Genomic DNA, 17,456 nt, shown 5'->3' on the forward strand with positions numbered 1-17,456 from the left:
TTGTTAATAAATATAATTTAATAAAACTTAAAACAATTTTACAAATTTAAATAATTATATTTTTTATTCAAAATATTATTATTCAAAAATACTCTTATATTCGTCTTTCAAATAAGGCATTATTTCGTCTATTGAAAATAAAACTTTGCTATCGCCCGTAGCATAAGGAGCGATTTCGTATATTCCCCAAGTAAATGTCAAACCTTTTGAAGTTATATAAAAATTATTTTCTTGTAATGAAAGTCCGTCCAAATTAAAATAGCTTTCCTCGTCCGCATTTGATAAAAGTTTTTCTTTGACTTTATTTATTAAATCCAAATTGTTTACATCAATTAAAATATCTTCTATTTTTAATCTTTCGCCGTTTGATAAAGAATAAACTTTATAAATTTTTCCGTGAACTCCATGCGCTCCGCCCGTATATTCGTAAAAATATTCATTTATAGAAGCTATTTTTTCGCTTAAATAATCTATTCCGTATTCGGATATTGAATAGTAATTATATCCATATTCGCCTTCGCCAGGCCGCCAATCGTTATAAAACGGAAGCATATTATTGCTTAAAATATTTTTTATATCGGACAATTTATTTATATCCAATTTTGCGTTCGTTATTTCGGAATTTATATCCAAATTGATTTTATCTATTATTGCCGATTTACTATCGTTATTAAATAAAAATATTGAGGAATAATATTCAAAAGTTTTTATATCTTCTTCGGATGCATTTGTTGTAGAGATATTTGTGTATGTATATCGGACAATTTTTGCGTCAGAAAGAGGAGATTTTGAGTTTACAAAATTAACTTCTCTATTGTATATTTTTCCGCTAAATCCCGAATCGGATAAATTGCCTTCAATATAGTCGGCGCTTATATATCCTTCGTTAATTTCCGTATCAAATATAAATGCATTAATAGATTGATTTTCGTAAAATACATAATCTACAAAGACGCTTTTAGAATTTTCTTCCAATATTACATTTAAATATAAATATTCTCCGTTTTCGCTTGTCAAATATCGCATATCGAATACTTGCAATTTTTCGTTTTCGCTTAATTGAATATTTTCTTTTTTAGTTCCTGAATTTTCATTTATTTCTAATCTTTCGTTTTCGCTTAATTGAATATTTTCTTTTTTAGTTCCTGAATTTTCATTTATTTCTAATCTTTCGTTTTCGCTTAATTGAATATTTTCTTTTTTAGTTCCTGAATTTTCATTTGAGCATGAAATAATTATTGAAATAGTCATTAAAATTATCATTTTGAAAATTATCTTTTTCATTTTTTATCCTCGTTTTAATTTTTTTAATTATTATACAATATAATATATATAATAGATTTTGTCAATTTTAAAAAAATCATTTAATAGAAATAATTATATAATTCTATACTTGACAATATATATAATATGAATATAATTTATAAATATTATTTATTAGGACTTAATAGTGATTGAAGCAAAAGTTCACAGTTTGGCTATTACAGATAAAGGTTTTGTCGTTATGCTTAAACCTATAAACTCCGAAAGAGTTATACCTATATTTATAGATTATTTGCAAGCGCAGTCTATGGCAACGGCATTGTTTAATTATAAAATGGGAAGACCTCTAACGCATGACCTTATAAACAGCATATTTCAAAAGTGCAATATTCGGCTTGTAAATATTATTATAGATAATGTTCATTTGGATACTTATTATTCAAAACTTGTGATAGAACATAATGGAAAAAATGAATTTGTTGACGCTAGACCATCGGATGCAATAGCGCTCGCTTTGAGATTTCAAGTTTCAATTTTTGTAGAAGAGCATGTTATAGAAAAAGCGGGAATGATAATTGAAGATAACGGCTCAAAAGAATTGGAAATGAAAAGCGGAATTCCTTATAATTATCAAGTGTTTGATAAAGAAGCTAATTCCGAAAATAAGAGAAGAGATATTAAATTAAATAATGAAAATGGCGTTAAAACAAAAGAAGAGATACAAAAATTATTGGAGCAGGCGGTAAAAGAAGAGAGATACGAAGACGCCGCAAAATATAGAGATGAGCTTAATAATCTTAATAATTTAGAAAATTAAAAAATAGAGGATAGATGAAAAAATATTTTAAAATTATTTTACTTTTATTAATAATTTCTTCAATAATATACGGCAAACCTTCCGATAAAATAAAATTTAATTCAAACGAAGTGACAAAATTGGAATATGATTTTTTTACTAAAATCGACAAAGGAATAACAAACGATATAGAATTGCATTATGACGGATTTATAATCGCTTCGGGAATAACGGATGAAACCGAGTTTAAATTATACAGAGAAAAATTAAACGAAATAAGAAATCTTGCAAAAATCGAGCTTACTCAATATATAAACGAAGGAGCTTATGAGTTTGGCAAAAGATTATTATCATGGATTTACGAAAAAGGAATATTAAAAAAATATTTTGAAACGGCTACTTTATTTCAAGATATGATATATAAAGGCGAATATAATTGTCTAACTTCAAGCATATTATATTCTCTTCTTTATACGGAATTCGGCTATAAAGTTAAAGGAATTTTAACTTCAAACCATGCATTTTGCGTAGTTTATACGGAAAGAGGAAATATAGATGTCGAAACTACCGTAGCAAAAGGATTTGACCCTGGAACTAAAGAAATAAGAAATACGGGCGCATCGACAATAATAACTTTTGTGCCAAGACAAAATTATAATAACAGAAACGAAGTGGATATTTTAACTTTAATAGCGACTTTATATCCTAATTCTATATCTTTAAGAAAAATAGAAAGAGATTTAGAAAAACAACTTACTATGGCAAAGAAAGCCTATTATTTATCGCCAAACACTAAAATCTATAAAGATAATTTGGTAAACGCTTTTAATAGAGCGGCTTTAGATTGCATAAAAAAAACTCAATATGACGAAGCCTATCAATATTTGGGCGAAGCTTTAATTTTTGATAATTCTAGCGCTATGACTAAAAATAATATAATTCATTATTATAACGCTATAGGCACGGCTTATTTAAGAAAAAAAGATTTTCCAAACGCAATACAAATTTATAAAAAAGGATTAATGGATATAGGAGAAAATGCAAATGTTTTAGAAAAAAATCTTAAAGTTTCTTATTATAATTATGCCGTTAGCGAATATAATTCAAGAAGATATAATAACGCTTATACGATATCGGAAGAAGCTTTAAAATTATTTCCAAACGATAGAGATTTTATAAGACTTCAAACTTCAATTCCAAAATGAAAATATAAATTAAAAATTATTCTATATTAAATTTTTCTTTTATGGCTTTTATATTATATTTTGCAGTTCCGCCTTTAACTTGAATCATCTCTTCCGAAACCGCAGAAGCAAAATCCAAAACTTTTTTAATATCGAGTTTTTTTAATATCGCATAGCTTAAAGCGGCGCAAAAAGAATCTCCCGCTCCAACCGTATCGACAACTTTAATTTTATTTGAAGGTTTAAAAATATATTGATTATTATAAAACGAAGACGCTCCCGATTTTCCTAAAGTTAAAAATATATAATCTATATTAAAATCTTTATTCAAATTTTTTAATAATATTTCATTATCGTTTTGCAAATTAGGATAAAATAAACTCTTTATAATAGCCAATTCGTCATCGTTAATTTTTAATATATTTATAAACTCTAAAGCTTCTTTTATTTTTTCTTTTGTATAATAATTTTTTCTAAAAGTGACATCGCATACTTTATATTTTGAATCTATATTTTTAAATATATTTTTTAAAGTGTTATAAGATTTTTCGCTTCTGCATGAAAGAATATTAAAATAAAATAAATCGTATTTTTCTTTTAAGGCTTTTTCAATATCAGAATTAAATTCAATATTATCCCAAGCTACATTTTCATGAATTATATAATCGGGAATTTTATTTTCATTCATAAATACCGTAGCTTTTCCCGTTTCATAATTATCAAGAACTTGCATTAAAGAAGAATCTATATTTTCATTTTCAATAAATTTAAATGCGTCTTTTGAAAAATTGTCTTTTCCCAATGCGGTTATAAATTTCAAATTATCGTTTTTAGAAATTAGCCTTGATAATTGAACGGAATAATTAAAAGGCGCTCCGCCAATAACCGCGACATCGTCATAAATATCGTATAAAATTTCTCCAAAAACAAGTATATTATTCATTGTATCTCCTTTTTATTTTATTCTACTCTTTTAGGCGCTTCAAGTATCAATCTTATTATGGAATCGTTAGTTATAACACTTCCAGCTTGCGGCGAAAATTCCGAAACATATCCCTCGCCTTGTATAATTATTTTAGCGTTATTATTTGTCACAATATATGATATATCTTTTAAAGCGTCTCTCAAAGATAATTTTGTTAAATCGGGCATAATATTAGAAACGCTTTCGTTTATAATAGGAATTAAAGATAAAAATTCATTCGTATTTATAGTATGCACTTCGCCATCAACGAGTCCAAGATATGGAATTATTTGATTTGCAACTTGGGCGAAAAGAGGAGTCGCTACCCTACCCGCCGCTCTCGCTCCGTTTCCTTGCGGGTCTTCAAGCAAAACTAATATTGAAACTTTAGGATTTTCTAAAGGAAATCCGCCGACAAAAATTGATTGATAATATTTTTCAGGTTTATTCTCTGAACCGCCTCTAAAAACTTCTGTTATTGCAGTTCCCGTTTTTCCAACGACATCGATATTAAGCAAATTTGCCCTATGTCCCGTAGAGCCAGATTCTACGCCCTTTCTTAAAAGAACTCTTGCTACTTGCGAATATTGAGCCTCTATTATTCTTTCTCTTTTTAATCCGTTGGTTAACCTTATTTTTTCAACTCCGTTGTATATAGAATCTACAACATGCATAGGAACTTTATAACCGCCGTTTAATAAAGGCAAATAAGCCGAAGCAATTTGCATTGGAGTTACGCTTAAATCGTATCCTATAGCCAAATATCCTCTTGAAAATCTATGCCATTTATTTAATTCATGGTAAATTCCGCTCCATTCGTTTTTATAAGGTCCGACTTGCGTTTTCTCTCCAAAACCAAACTTCCTTAAATAATCGTAAAAAAATTTTCTGTCTATTCTTTCGGCTATTGTGACTATCGCTACATTGCAACTATATTTTAATATATCGTCAAATGCTATATTTCCATGCGGATAATCGCAGTGAATCCTCGTTTGCGGACTATAATCGTAATAACCTCTGCAATAAAATCTTTCATCTCTATTAACGACTCCCTGCTCCATTGCTGCAATTTCTGCAAATATTTTCATCGTTGAGCCTGGATAAATTGTGCTCATTATACTTCTATCTAGTCTTTCGCTATTAACATAAATAAAAGGATTATTCGGGTCGAAAGAAGGATAAGAATAATTCGCTATTATAGAACCGTTTTCAACATCCGAAACTATAATAGTAGCGGACTGCGGCGATTTTTCGGCAACTGTTTTTAAAACTTCATTTCTAACTATAGTTTGAATATCTCTGTCTAAAGTCAATATTAAATCTTTAGGATTATCGTTTTCTGCAGAAAGTATATTTTCATAACTCGCTTCTAATCCTGCATAACCTTCCGTTTCGGTTTTATTCATATAACCTATTACATGAGCGAAAATATCGTTATAAGGATAGAATCTTTTATAGCTTTCTATTCCGTAAATGCTTCTTATTCCATATTCGTTTTTTACTTCTCGCATTTTATTATAAGAATCTAAAGATAAATTTTGAATTAATTTTATAGTTCTTCTTTTAGTTTTAAGATATTCGTTAAATTTTTCTCTCGTTATTCCTATAATTCCAAATATTTTATCGTATCCTTCGTTAATATCTTTTTCGGCTTTTCCGTCTAATTTTACCGATTGAGTATCGATATATATAGTATATGCGGGAATATTAATAGTTAAAGGTTGCATTTTAGAATCGTATATTATTCCTCTTGGTTTATTTGAAATCTCTAAAGTGTCTACCGATTTTGCATTTATTACGGTTAGATTAATTAGCTTAATAAAAATCGCAATGGTGGCGACAAAAAAAACTATTATAAAAATCTTTATTAATTGAATATCCTTCATAATTGAAAAAATGAGGCGGCGAACGGATTTGAACCGATGAATAGGAGTTTTGCAGACTCCCGCCTTACCACTTGGCTACACCGCCTTATACTTTTTATATAGTTAATATTATATTAAAACGATTAAAAAGTCAATAGATAATAATTTATAAAAAACGGCTATTAGACTTTTATCATAAAGCAATCAAATTTGATTATTTTATATAATACTTATTATATTTTCAATATTTATTGGCATTATTTTAATAGTTAAATTATCAAATATTATTTAATAAGTTCTTTCTATAAAGAATTTGATTATAGAGGAATGCGATTAATTTATAGCAATAGACAATATTTAACTTTTAAAGAATATAAAATTAAATAAATATTATCTCAAAACTTCGCTCAAAATTCTAATCGCTTTTTCCAAATCTTTTTTAGAAATATTAAGAGGCGGAAGCAATCTTATTTTATTTTTTGCCGTTAGCGGAATTATTCCTTTTGAAATGCATTTTTCGACAATCTCTCTTGCATTTAATCCTTCTTTAAGCTCAATTCCAAGCATTAACCCAATTCCGTCAACGCTTTTTACATTATCTAATTTTTTTAGATTATCTTTTATATATTTTCCTTTTTTAGTAATTTCTTTAAGAAAATTTTTATCTAAAGTTTTAAGAATTTCCAAAGCTCCCGAGCAAATTACGGGATTAGCGCCAAAAGTCGAAGCATGGTCGCCAGCCGTAAAAGTGTCGGAACATTTTTTATTCATGAGCATAGCTCCGATTGGAAGTCCGCCTCCCAAACCTTTTGCCAAAGTTATTATATCCGCTTTTAAATTATAATGCTCCGAGCATAAAAATTTTCCCGTTCTACCGATTCCAGTTTGAACTTCGTCTATTATAATTAAAATATCGTTTTTATCGCAATATTCTCTAATGGCTTTAACATATTCTTTATTTAAAGGAATTACTCCGCCTTCTCCTTGAATAAGCTCCATTATTATCGCGCAGGAATTATTTTTTAATTTTGAAATCGTGTCTTTCAAATTATTTGCTTCAGCGAATAAAAATCCTTCCAAAAAAGGAAAAAAGAAATTATGAAATACATCTTGTCCAGTCGCCGAAATTGTAGCCATAGTTCTTCCATGAAAAGAATTTTTTAAAGAAACTATATTATATCTTTTAGCGTTTTTTCCATATTTTATAAAAGAATATTTTCTTGCGCATTTTATAGCCGATTCGTTTGCCTCCGCTCCAGAATTTGCAAAAAATACTTTATCGAATTTCGTTATAGAGCATAATTTTTCGGCAAGTTCTATATAAGGCTTATTGTAGTATAAATTTGAAGTATGTTGCAATTTATTTAATTGATTATTTATAGCCTTTATCCAATTTTTATTATTATAACCTAAACTATTTACTCCTATTCCGCTTCCCAAATCAATATATTCTTTTCCGTCAGAATCTTTTAATTTAGAACCGTTTCCCGATTCAAGTAATAAATCAAATCTTGCATAAGTATTCGCCACATATTTTTTACTTTTTTTTATATATTTTTTTTTAATATTATTTTTTTTATCGCTTTTATTTTTCATTTTAATTATCCTTTTTAAAATTAAAATTTATTCTTTATAAAACATAGTCCCAATTCCTTCGTCAGTAAACATTTCTATCAAAATAGAATGAGGAACTCTGCCGTCAATAATAAAAACTTTATTTACTCCGTTTTTTACAGCGTTTATGCAATGCTGAACTTTAGGAATCATTCCTCCAGAAATATTTCCGCTGTCGATTAATTTGTCTATGCTGTTAACTTCGATTTTGCTTATTAAAGTTGATTCGTCTTCTTTATCTTTCAAAAGTCCCGCGGTATCCGTCATAAATATAAGAGTTTCTGCATTAACTTTTTCCGCTATTTTTGCAGCAGCCGTGTCGGCGTTTATATTATAAATATTTCCTAAACTATCGCATCCTACTGTCGCAATTATAGGTATATATTTATTATTTATAATTGTTTCAATTAAATTTGTATCAATATCGTCTATCTCTCCGACAAATCCCAAGTCTTCTTTTTTATGTTTGCTTACTTTAAACATATAATCGTCTATTCCGCAAATTCCGATTGATTTTCCTCCGCAATTTTGAAGAAGCGAAACCAAATCTTTATTTACTTTTCCCGCAAGAACCATTTTTACTATTTCGGCGGTTTCTTTATCGGTATATCTTAAACCGTTTATAAATTTCGATTCCTTTCCTATTTTTTTTAACATTTCGGTTATATCTTTTCCTCCGCCATGAACTACTATAACTTTAATTCCCAAAGTGGAAAGCAAAGCTACATTATGCATAACGCTTTTTTTAAGTTCGGGATTTTCCATAACGCTTCCGCCGTATTTTACTACAACCGTTTTATCTTTATACTTTTGAATATAGGGCAATGCATGATTTAAAATAAAAGCCTTGTCTTTATTTTTTATTTCAATATTTTCTATGCTATCAATATTATTCATTTTTATTTAATCCTCATAATAATTTTTAACTTCTATAAGAGCCGTTTATTTTAACATAATCGTAAGTTAAATCGCATCCCCAAGCTAAAGCTTTTTTATTTCCAGAATTCATATTTATTGTTATTTTAATCTCGTCTTTTTTAAGTATTTTCAAAGCTTTATTCTCGTCAAATTTTAAACCGTATCCGTTTTTAAATACATCCATATCTCCAAATTTTGAAGAAACATTTATCGACACTTTATTAATATCGAATTTGCAATTCGTATAACCTATCGCGCAAGCTATTCTTCCCCAATTCATATCGCAACCGAAAATAGCGGATTTTAATAAATTTGAAGATATAACCGATTTTGAAATTTTTCTTGCAATTTCAATATCTTTAGAGTTTATAACTTCGCATTCAATCAATTTTGTAGCGCCTTCTCCGTCTTTCGCTATCGCTTTAGATAAATAAGTATTAACCATATTTAAAGCCTTGCAAAATATTTTATAATTATCGTTTTCTTTATCTATGATTTTATTTTTAGCTTCTCCGTTCGATAAAACTACAATCATATCGTTTGTTGAAGTATCTCCATCAACGCTAATCATATTATAAGTATTTTTAACATCTTCTCTCAAAGCTTTTTGAAGTAATTTTTGACTTATATTCGCATCTGTCGTTATAAAAGCAAGCAAAGTAGCCATATTCGGATTTATCATTCCGCTTCCTTTTGCAATTCCTCCGATTTTAATTTCTTTTCCGTCTATCTCAAAAGAAAAAGATATTTCTTTAATAAAAGTGTCGGTTGTCATTATCGCGTTTGCCGTATTTTTTGATGCTTCTTTAGAATTTTTAGCGTTATCAATTAAAGGTTTAATGTTTTTTAAAATCGGTTCTATAGGCAGAGGAACTCCGATTACTCCCGTTGAAGCGACAGCGACATCTTTTTTATCTATATTCAAATATTTAGCCACGCTTTCGCACATTGCTTTTGCTTTTTCAATTCCGTCTTTATTGCAAGTATTTGCATTTCCCGAATTGCATATAATCGCTTTTGCTTTTCCATTTTTTAAGTTCTCTTTGCTTACTATAATATTAGCTCCGCAAACTTTATTTTGAGTATAAACTGCAGCGGCAGCGCATAAACTCTCGCTATAAATAATTGCTAAATCTTTAGAAGTTTTTTTCTTTTTAATCCCAGAGTAAATTCCGTTTGCAAAAAATCCTTTAGCTGCGCATACTCCTCCTTTAATTTCTTTTATATTATTCATATTATTATTTTTTTTCTTATTATCATTTTTTTCGTTTTTCATTTTATTATCCTTTTTTATTTTTTAAAATTTTATTTAATTAATATTATAAATCAAAAATTAGAAAGCGGGCGGAATCATATTTAATCCCGCATCCTCTTCAAAACCCAAAGCTATATTCATATTTTGTATAGCCTGTCCCGCGGCTCCTTTAATCATATTGTCTATTGCCGAAACTATTATTAATTTATTCGTCCTTTCGTCAATATGAATAGAAATATCGCAATAATTAGAATATTTTACATTTTTTAAATTTGCAATATTTCCAATATTTAAAACTCTTATAAATTTTGAATCCTTATAAAAATCTTTATATAAATTATAAATATTTTCCAAAGAATTTTTATTTTTCAATTTTGTATATATCGTTGATAAAATTCCTCTGTTAATCGGAAGTAAATGAGGAACGAAAGTAATTTTGATTTCCTCTCCGTATATATTCGATAAAGTCTGCTCAATTTCGGGAGTATGTCTATGTTCCGCGATTTTATAAGGAGCGAAAGATTCATTGCATTCCGTAAAATGAGTATTTAAAGTTAATTCTCGTCCCGCTCCCGTTGCGCCCGATTTTGAATCGATTATTATATCTTCTTTTTCAATTATTTTATTTATTAAAGCGGGCGATAAAGCCAAAGCTATTGAAGTAGGATAACATCCTGGATTTCCAATTATTTTAGCTTTTTTCAAAGATTTTTTATTATAAAATTTATCATATTTAATTATTTCGGGAATAGAATAAATCGCTTCTTTATGAATCTCTTTATATTTATAATCTTTTTTATACCATTTTTTATAATCTTCTTCGTTTGAAAGTCTGAAATCCGCTCCCAAATCTATAAACAATATATTTTTTTCAAAACATTTTTTTGCAATCTCTTCGCTTAAACCCGAAGGTAAAGACGCAAATATAACATCCGAATCTTCAAAAATATTATTTTCGTCAATTAATACTTTATCGCAATATTTATTTAAGTTATTGTATATTTTATCAATAGTTTCGCCGACAAAACTTTTTGAAGAAATATTTTTTAATTCTACTTTTGGATGAGAGAGTAAAAGTCTTACCAATTCCGCTCCCGCATATCCCGTAGCTCCTATTATAGACACTTTTATCATTTTAAAACTCCAATTAATAACAAAATTTTTAGTCTTTATTTTAATAGATTAATTTTTTGAAAAATTTAAATGCGGACGATTAACGCCTGAAAGAATCTGCAGATAAGAATATATAATGCAATATTTTTTTATAATTCGTATTCATAATAATTGCCTTAAATTAATTTGAATTTATGATAATATATTTTTTAAAAATGTCAATACTAATTTAATATTTATTAATTGAAATTTTTACTTAAAAATTCTATTATATTAATATAAAATCATTTTATACAAAAAAGGAAAAATTATGCCAAATAATATTGCCGTAGTATATAAAAGCAAATATGGAGCTACAAGAACTTACGCAAAATGGATAGCCGACAAACTTCATGCCGATATTTTTGAAGCGGATAATATTTCGTTTCAAAGTTTAAATAATTATCAAGTAATAATATTTGCAGGCTCTCTATACGCAAGCAAATTAACAGTTTATAAAAGTTTTAAGAGATTATATAAAAAATTAATTAAAAATAAAAAAATCTATTGCGTTATAGTAGGAATCGGAAATCCCGAACATAAAGAATTATACGAATATGCTATAAATAAAAATTTTAAAAGTAAAGAAAAAGAAAATATAACTTTTTATTTTTTAAGAGGAGCGATTGATTTTACAAAATTAAAAATTCATCATGCATTAATGATGCTTATGAATAGAAAAATTTTAGCTACAAAAAATATACAAACCGAAGACGATAAAATATTTTTAGAAAATTACGGCAAAAAATTAGATTATTTAAGCAAGAATTCCATAAACGATATAGTTTCGGATATTAAAAATTATCTTAAAGAATTATAATAAAAAAATTATCTTAATTTAATTATAATATCGACTCTTCTGTTTTTTCTTCTGCCTTCCGCCGTATCGTTCGGGGCGATTGGCTCTTTATCTCCAAATCCGCTATAAGATAATTTATCATGATTTAGATTAGGCAAAATATAATCCGCTACGGTTTTAGCTCTTCTTTCGGATAGAGTTTTATTATAATCTTCTCTTCCCGTATTGTCCGTATGTCCTTGAACTATTATCTCTCTGTCGGGATAATTTTTTTTAATGGCGTTTATAATATTGTCAATAGTTTCTTTAGATTCGCTTTTTAAATTATAAGAATCCGTATCAAATAAAATTTCGCCAAGCCTTAAAACTAAACCTTCGGGGACTGTATCGACTATAATATTATCGCCCAAATCGTCTTCAAGTTTTTTTCGCTCTTTATCCTCTTCTTCTTTTGAAATAGAATCGTAAATTTTATAAACGCTTACAATATTCATTTTATATTGCAAACTTGAATAAGATAATTCTTTTCCGTATCCAAAAAGTATTTGATATCTTTCGCTTTGAGAGATTGGAATATTTTTTTCCATATCCCATAAAAATGTCCCGTAATTAAATCCGTAAATTCTCTGCGGATAGCCTTGTCTTGAAAGTCCCGCTTGAAGCAAATCTTTATCCGTCATAATATGATATTGAATAATAGCGTTTTTCTTTCCTTCCTCGTTAGTTTCGATATTAGCAAAAAGATAATCGGAAGATAAAGCCATAGTTAAATTTGGAGCGTTATTTACTTTTATAATTTCAATCGCTTCCGCATTCCAAGATTCCGTTAAATTAATTTCTCTTTCGGGAAATGTCGGAATATGTCTAACATTCGGCATAAAATGAACTTTAGGAACTTCAAATCTTCCGTTTGAGCAAATTATAAAATCGCTTTGATATTCTTCATCCAAATGAAAAACTTTATCGCCTTTAAGCATTCTGAAAATTTTAAATAAACCGCTTACTCTATAACCGCCTTTTGGTGCGATTGCTATAACCGTTAAATCGACAATATTTCTTTCTTTATAGACTCTTTTTAAAATTCCATTTTCATAATATTCTACATCCGCGGTTTTTACCGATTCTATTCTTTTTCCCGTTTGCAAATTCCAATAAAATTTATGCGAAACCTCCGAAAAAAGAATATTAACAAAAAAGATATTAAAAATAATAATTTCAAATATTAAAACAAATAATTTTTTAATCATAATTGATTTATTTCTTTTTCTTCTCTTTTCTTTTTGTCTTTTTTAGCTTTTTCTTTTTTTGCTCTTTTTTCCAATTTAATTCTGATTTTATCGACAAGACTTCGTTTTTTAATTTCCGTTCTTAATTCTTCTTCTGTTTTTTCTGTTTTGAAAGATATAACCAATTTATATAATTGCAAGAAAATATATTGCAATTCTTTAATTTTTTTATCCATACTTTCCATACTGTCGACTGTAGTATTTGATAATTCGGCTACATTTTCAATAGAACCAAGCAAAACTTTAACATCGTTTTCCGTATTATTAACAACATTAACTACATCTTCGGCTAATTTATCTACTCCCGCAATATTCTGACTTACCATTGAACTCATTTGCATCTGCCTAACTGATAGCTCTTGCACCGCTTCGGTTATGATATTTAAGTTTGAAACATTATTTAATATATCTTTTCTTCCGACATCAAGCTCTTCATTTGCCATAGAAATTGAAGATATAACATCGCTAAGCATTACCGAACTTTCAAGAATTTTATCGCTTGAAGCGGCGCTTTTTGAAACCAAAGCTACGGTTTGCTCTATCGCTTGAATCGTCTCTTCGATTAAATCGTTAATTACTGTAGAATTATTCGCCGTATCTTCTGCAAGTTTTCTTATTTTTTCGGCAACAACCGTAAAACCTCGTCCATAATCTCCCGCATGAGCCGCCTCGATTGCCGCATTCATTGCCAAAAGGTTTGTTTGCTCTGAAATATTATGAATAACTTGAGTAATATTCGTTATTTGTTTTGAATAATCTTTAATTCCTTGAATAGAATCTGCAACCGATTCTGATATATTTCCTCCGTCTCTCGCTTCCGCATCAAGAATCTTTGAATAAGTATTTGCTCTAGTCGAACCTTGACTCACCGTAACAATATTTGCCATCATTTGCTGAACCGATACGCTCGTTCTATTAACCGCATCCGATTGAGATTTCATTTTTTCGCTAATTTCGTTTATATTATCTAAAAGCTGTCTTATAGTTTCGTTTACGGCGTTTATTCTCGTTCTTTGCATAAAACTCACTCTCGAAGCGCTCGCTGAAGATTCTGCAATTTTATTTGAATTAATAAGTTCCTCTTTAAACTCTTTATTTAAAGTTTCAAAATCGCTAACTCCAATATTTATTGAAGAGCGAATATTTTGAATATTTCCCGTCAAAACATAAGTATTTTCTTTAATGTTTGTAATAATGCTTTGAATTTTATCTAAAAATCTATTGAAAGAATGAATCAAATCTCCCGTTTCATCGATATTAATAACAGGAAGCCGAATAGTTAAATCGCCCGCTCCTTCGCTTAAAGCATCCGATACTTTTCTTGCAGATACTATACTTTTTCTAAATACAAGAATAAGCGTTATAACTATTGCTAAAAAGAAAATAACTCCCAAATATATCGTAATTGAAGCCGTAAGAATAGTTCTTCTGAAAGTCATATTTTGCTTATATGGAATTATATTCTCCCAAGCGCCCATTATATAAAGATTGTCGAATAATAAATATTTAACTATATTTAAATTATAATTTTTATCTAAAATTACTTTTGAGTTTAAAATATTATTCAAATAACTATCATTAATTTCGTTTTTTAAATCCGAAGAAGTTCTTGGATTATTTAATATGCTTTGAAATTCTCCTAATAAATTTATTCTATTATAAGTTATAACTTCATAATCTTTATCGACTACAAAAATATTAATATTCATATATTCTTCAAATAATCTTGTATAAGCAGATTCTCTAACTTCTACGGCGACATAACCTATTCTATTTCCGTTATAAGTTATTGGAGTGTAAATATAAAAATATATAGAATCTTTAACTAAATCTATAAAAAGTTCTTTTCCTTCCAAATCTGCAGGCGGAATATTCAACGAAGCGTTTGTTGTAGCCACAAAATTAAAATCGTTATTTTGACTTAAAAATATATTCAAATTTCCTAAAGCCGTATTTTCATTTTCAAAATTAATTCCGCTTCTTCTAATATCGTCAAAAACTACATAAAAAGCGTTTACATCATTATAACCTCCAAATCTACTTCTTAAATAATCCGTCAAACGAGAACTATATTCGTTATAATTATATCCAAATCTTGGAAGATATCCCAAATAAAAAGATAAATTTTCCGACAATTTTACATATTCGTTAATCGCATCATAAATTTTTGAAGATGCATCGCTTACATATTCTCTATCTACAATATCATTATATTGTCCGTAATATTCAAAAGCGTTTCTATAATGAAGTCCGTTTACTACGGCAATAACTCCGATAGCGGCGGTTAATAAAGGCGGCGCTATTATATAAGCCATTGAAAGATGGAATTCTTTTCTTCCTGTCGCTTTATATAAAGGCAAACTCCATAAAATAAAAAATAAAGCGGATATAGAAGCGCCAAAATTCATAAATAAAATTACTACTACAAATCGTATATTCATTACTTCAAATATAGTCATTGTGCCGTTATATATATACACTGGATAAGTTACTAAAGCTACTCCAATAAAAGCGATTAAAGTTTTTAATATATATCTAAATCCTAACTTTATGAATTTTCCTCTTTCAACTTTAAGGCAATCGAAAAATATGCTTATCATTATTCCAACAGTAATAAGCATAATAAAGAAATACGAAAATTTTCTTATAGGAGTAAATTGTCTATAAAGATAATTCAACATAAAAGAATAAGTCGATACGGTAATGATACCATTTACTAAAAAAGAAATAGGCAAAAGAACTTTTAACCTTTTCAGTAAAATATTTTCACTTTCTTGAAATATCATATTTTAGCCCTATAAAAATTTATTATCTTTAATCTCTATCTTTTCTATTATCGGTATAAAATAATATTTTTTTTAATTTTATATTTAATTTATACATTTAGAGTTTTTGCTTTCGTAATCGCCTCTTCAATAGAACCTACAAATCTAAAAGCTTGTTCGGGCAAATCGTCATAATCTCCATTGCAAATTCCCTTAAAACTTCTTATTGTATCTTCTATTTTTACATATCGCCCTTGAAGTCCCGTAAATTGTTCGCCGACAAAGAAAGGCTGACTTAAAAACTGTTCTATTTTTTTAGCTCTCGAAACTATTAATTTATCTTCTTCGGAAAGTTCATCCGCTCCAAGTATCGCTATAATATCTTGCAAATCTTTATATCTTTGAAGAATATTCTGCACGGCTCTTGCAACTTCATAATGTTCATTTCCTAAAACTAAAGGGTCTAATATTCTGCTTGTGGAAGCCAAAGGGTCCACAGCGGGATAAATTCCCTTTTCGCTAACATCTCTCGATAAAACCGTTGTCGCATCCAAATGCGTAAAAGCCGTAGCTGGCGCTGGGTCGGTTAAATCGTCCGCTGGAACATAAACCGCTTGAATTGAAGTTATTGAGCCATGTTTTGTAGATGTTATTCTCTCTTGTAAAGCTCCCATTTCCGTTGCCAAAGTTGGCTGATAACCTACTGCAGACGGCATTCTTCCAAGCAAAGCCGAAACTTCGCTTCCCGCTTGAGTGAATCTAAAAATATTATCGATAAATAATAAAATATCTAAATTTGCAGAATCTCTAAAATATTCCGCCATAGTTAAAGCGGTTAAAGCGACTCTCAAACGCGCTCCTGGAGGCTCATTCATCTGTCCATAAACTAAACAAGTTTTGTTAATAACTCCCGATTCTTTCATTTCGCTCCATAAATCATTACCTTCTCTCGTCCTCTCGCCTACTCCCGCGAAAACAGAATAGCCTCCGTGTTCGCTAGCTATATTATGAATAAGTTCCATTATTAAAACCGTTTTTCCTACTCCCGCTCCGCCAAATAATCCCGTTTTTCCTCCTTTAATATAAGGCGCAAGCAAATCTATAACTTTTATTCCCGTTTCAAAAATTTCAAGTTTAGGTTCTAAAGCGTCAAATCTTGGAGCATGCGCATGTATTGAGCGATATTCTTTAGCTTCTATAGGTTCGCCTTTATCTACGGTTTTTCCCAATACATTAAATATTCTTCCTATAGTTTCGTTTCCGACAGGCACCATTATATGCTTTCCCGTGTCTATAATATTATCGCCTCTTGAAATTCCGTCTGTAGATTCTAAAGCTATTGCCCTAACTCTTCCGCCGCCTAAATGTTGTTGAACTTCGCAAACTACATGTTTTTGAATTCCTTCGACTTCTTTGTCTATATAAAGAGCGTTTAATATTTCAGGCAAATGTCCCTCTTCAAATTCCGCATCTAAAGTAGAACCGACAACCTGAACGACTTTTCCTCTTTTAATTTCGCTTTCAAGTATCATAAAATTTATTCCTTAAAATCAATATTCAAAAATTTATTATTATATTTTATATTTATTAAAAAC

At 28.9% G+C, this 17,456-nt stretch carries 13 protein-coding genes and 1 tRNA gene; 3 read left to right on the top strand and 11 right to left on the bottom strand.

What is annotated here, in order from left to right:
* Window positions 1-78: 78 nt before the first annotated feature.
* On the bottom strand, window positions 79-1,284 hold the full coding sequence (locus EPJ79_RS02135) for a DUF3298 and DUF4163 domain-containing protein (protein WP_147738264.1): 1,206 nt from the start codon (window positions 1,282-1,284) through the stop codon (window positions 79-81).
* Window positions 1,285-1,450: 166 nt separating this feature from the next.
* Between EPJ79_RS02135 and EPJ79_RS02140 the strand changes: the two genes are divergently transcribed.
* A complete protein-coding gene (locus tag EPJ79_RS02140; RefSeq protein ID WP_147526209.1) occupies window positions 1,451-2,080 on the top strand; it encodes a bifunctional nuclease family protein in 630 nt (209 codons plus the stop codon).
* A gap of 14 nt (window positions 2,081-2,094) precedes the next feature.
* The gene (locus EPJ79_RS02145) at window positions 2,095-3,264 is read left to right on the top strand and encodes a tetratricopeptide repeat protein (RefSeq protein ID WP_147526210.1); all 1,170 of its coding nucleotides are present in this window, start codon (window positions 2,095-2,097) and stop codon (window positions 3,262-3,264) included.
* A 16-nt stretch (window positions 3,265-3,280) separates the two neighbouring features.
* Here EPJ79_RS02145 and EPJ79_RS02150 read toward each other — a convergent pair whose 3' ends face one another.
* The 7 genes from EPJ79_RS02150 to argC form a co-directional block, all read right to left on the bottom strand.
* A complete protein-coding gene (locus tag EPJ79_RS02150; RefSeq protein ID WP_147738265.1) occupies window positions 3,281-4,186 on the bottom strand; it encodes a carbohydrate kinase family protein in 906 nt (301 codons plus the stop codon).
* 17 nt (window positions 4,187-4,203) lie between these two features.
* Complete coding sequence (locus EPJ79_RS02155) at window positions 4,204-6,093, bottom strand: penicillin-binding protein (protein WP_147738266.1); 1,890 nt, start codon at window positions 6,091-6,093, stop codon at window positions 4,204-4,206.
* A gap of 13 nt (window positions 6,094-6,106) precedes the next feature.
* A tRNA-Cys gene (locus tag EPJ79_RS02160) sits at window positions 6,107-6,178 on the bottom strand.
* 284 nt (window positions 6,179-6,462) lie between these two features.
* Window positions 6,463-7,668 (bottom strand): aspartate aminotransferase family protein, encoded by a 1,206-nt coding sequence (locus tag EPJ79_RS02165; protein ID WP_147738267.1) that lies wholly within the window; start codon window positions 7,666-7,668, stop codon window positions 6,463-6,465.
* Between the two features lie 27 nt (window positions 7,669-7,695).
* Complete coding sequence (argB, locus tag EPJ79_RS02170; RefSeq protein WP_147739584.1) at window positions 7,696-8,565, bottom strand: acetylglutamate kinase; 870 nt, start codon at window positions 8,563-8,565, stop codon at window positions 7,696-7,698.
* Between the two features lie 43 nt (window positions 8,566-8,608).
* Window positions 8,609-9,838: a bifunctional ornithine acetyltransferase/N-acetylglutamate synthase gene (gene argJ, locus EPJ79_RS02175; protein ID WP_147739583.1), complete on the bottom strand. Its 1,230-nt coding sequence runs from the start codon at window positions 9,836-9,838 to the stop codon at window positions 8,609-8,611.
* A 99-nt stretch (window positions 9,839-9,937) separates the two neighbouring features.
* Window positions 9,938-10,993: an N-acetyl-gamma-glutamyl-phosphate reductase gene (gene argC / locus EPJ79_RS02180; RefSeq protein WP_147738268.1), complete on the bottom strand. Its 1,056-nt coding sequence runs from the start codon at window positions 10,991-10,993 to the stop codon at window positions 9,938-9,940.
* 289 nt (window positions 10,994-11,282) lie between these two features.
* On the opposite strand from argC, the gene EPJ79_RS02185 reads away from it, so the two are divergent.
* Window positions 11,283-11,831: a flavodoxin domain-containing protein gene (locus tag EPJ79_RS02185; RefSeq protein WP_147738269.1), complete on the top strand. Its 549-nt coding sequence runs from the start codon at window positions 11,283-11,285 to the stop codon at window positions 11,829-11,831.
* A gap of 8 nt (window positions 11,832-11,839) precedes the next feature.
* Here EPJ79_RS02185 and EPJ79_RS02190 read toward each other — a convergent pair whose 3' ends face one another.
* The 3 genes from EPJ79_RS02190 to atpD form a co-directional block, all read right to left on the bottom strand.
* The gene (locus EPJ79_RS02190; protein WP_147738270.1) at window positions 11,840-13,057 is read right to left on the bottom strand and encodes an OmpA family protein; all 1,218 of its coding nucleotides are present in this window, start codon (window positions 13,055-13,057) and stop codon (window positions 11,840-11,842) included.
* On the bottom strand, window positions 13,054-15,882 hold the full coding sequence (locus EPJ79_RS02195) for a methyl-accepting chemotaxis protein (protein ID WP_147738271.1): 2,829 nt from the start codon (window positions 15,880-15,882) through the stop codon (window positions 13,054-13,056). Before EPJ79_RS02195 ends, EPJ79_RS02190 begins: the two co-directional genes overlap by 4 nt.
* Before the next feature lie 89 nt (window positions 15,883-15,971).
* Window positions 15,972-17,393 (bottom strand): F0F1 ATP synthase subunit beta, encoded by a 1,422-nt coding sequence (gene atpD, locus EPJ79_RS02200; protein ID WP_021957777.1) that lies wholly within the window; start codon window positions 17,391-17,393, stop codon window positions 15,972-15,974.
* Window positions 17,394-17,456: the final 63 nt, after the last annotated feature.

It is taken from the genome of Brachyspira aalborgi (assembly GCF_008016455.1).
GTDB classification, from domain to species: Bacteria; Spirochaetota; Brachyspiria; order Brachyspirales; family Brachyspiraceae; genus Brachyspira; species Brachyspira aalborgi.

What these genes read in the sequence shown, in the direction of transcription:
- EPJ79_RS02135 (WP_147738264.1), bottom strand. Translation starts at nt 1,284, where the DNA reads ATGAAAAAGATAATTTTCAAAATGATAATTTTAATGACTATTTCAATA.
- EPJ79_RS02145 (WP_147526210.1), top strand. Translation starts at nt 2,095, where the DNA reads ATGAAAAAATATTTTAAAATTATTTTACTTTTATTAATAATTTCTTCA.
- EPJ79_RS02150 (WP_147738265.1), bottom strand. Translation starts at nt 4,186, where the DNA reads ATGAATAATATACTTGTTTTTGGAGAAATTTTATACGATATTTATGAC.
- EPJ79_RS02155 (WP_147738266.1), bottom strand. Translation starts at nt 6,093, where the DNA reads ATGAAGGATATTCAATTAATAAAGATTTTTATAATAGTTTTTTTTGTC.
- EPJ79_RS02165 (WP_147738267.1), bottom strand. Translation starts at nt 7,668, where the DNA reads ATGAAAAATAAAAGCGATAAAAAAAATAATATTAAAAAAAAATATATA.
- argJ (WP_147739583.1), bottom strand. Translation starts at nt 9,838, where the DNA reads ATGAATAATATAAAAGAAATTAAAGGAGGAGTATGCGCAGCTAAAGGA.
- argC (WP_147738268.1), bottom strand. Translation starts at nt 10,993, where the DNA reads ATGATAAAAGTGTCTATAATAGGAGCTACGGGATATGCGGGAGCGGAA.
- EPJ79_RS02185 (WP_147738269.1), top strand. Translation starts at nt 11,283, where the DNA reads ATGCCAAATAATATTGCCGTAGTATATAAAAGCAAATATGGAGCTACA.
- EPJ79_RS02190 (WP_147738270.1), bottom strand. Translation starts at nt 13,057, where the DNA reads ATGATTAAAAAATTATTTGTTTTAATATTTGAAATTATTATTTTTAAT.
- EPJ79_RS02195 (WP_147738271.1), bottom strand. Translation starts at nt 15,882, where the DNA reads ATGATATTTCAAGAAAGTGAAAATATTTTACTGAAAAGGTTAAAAGTT.
- atpD (WP_021957777.1), bottom strand. Translation starts at nt 17,393, where the DNA reads ATGATACTTGAAAGCGAAATTAAAAGAGGAAAAGTCGTTCAGGTTGTC.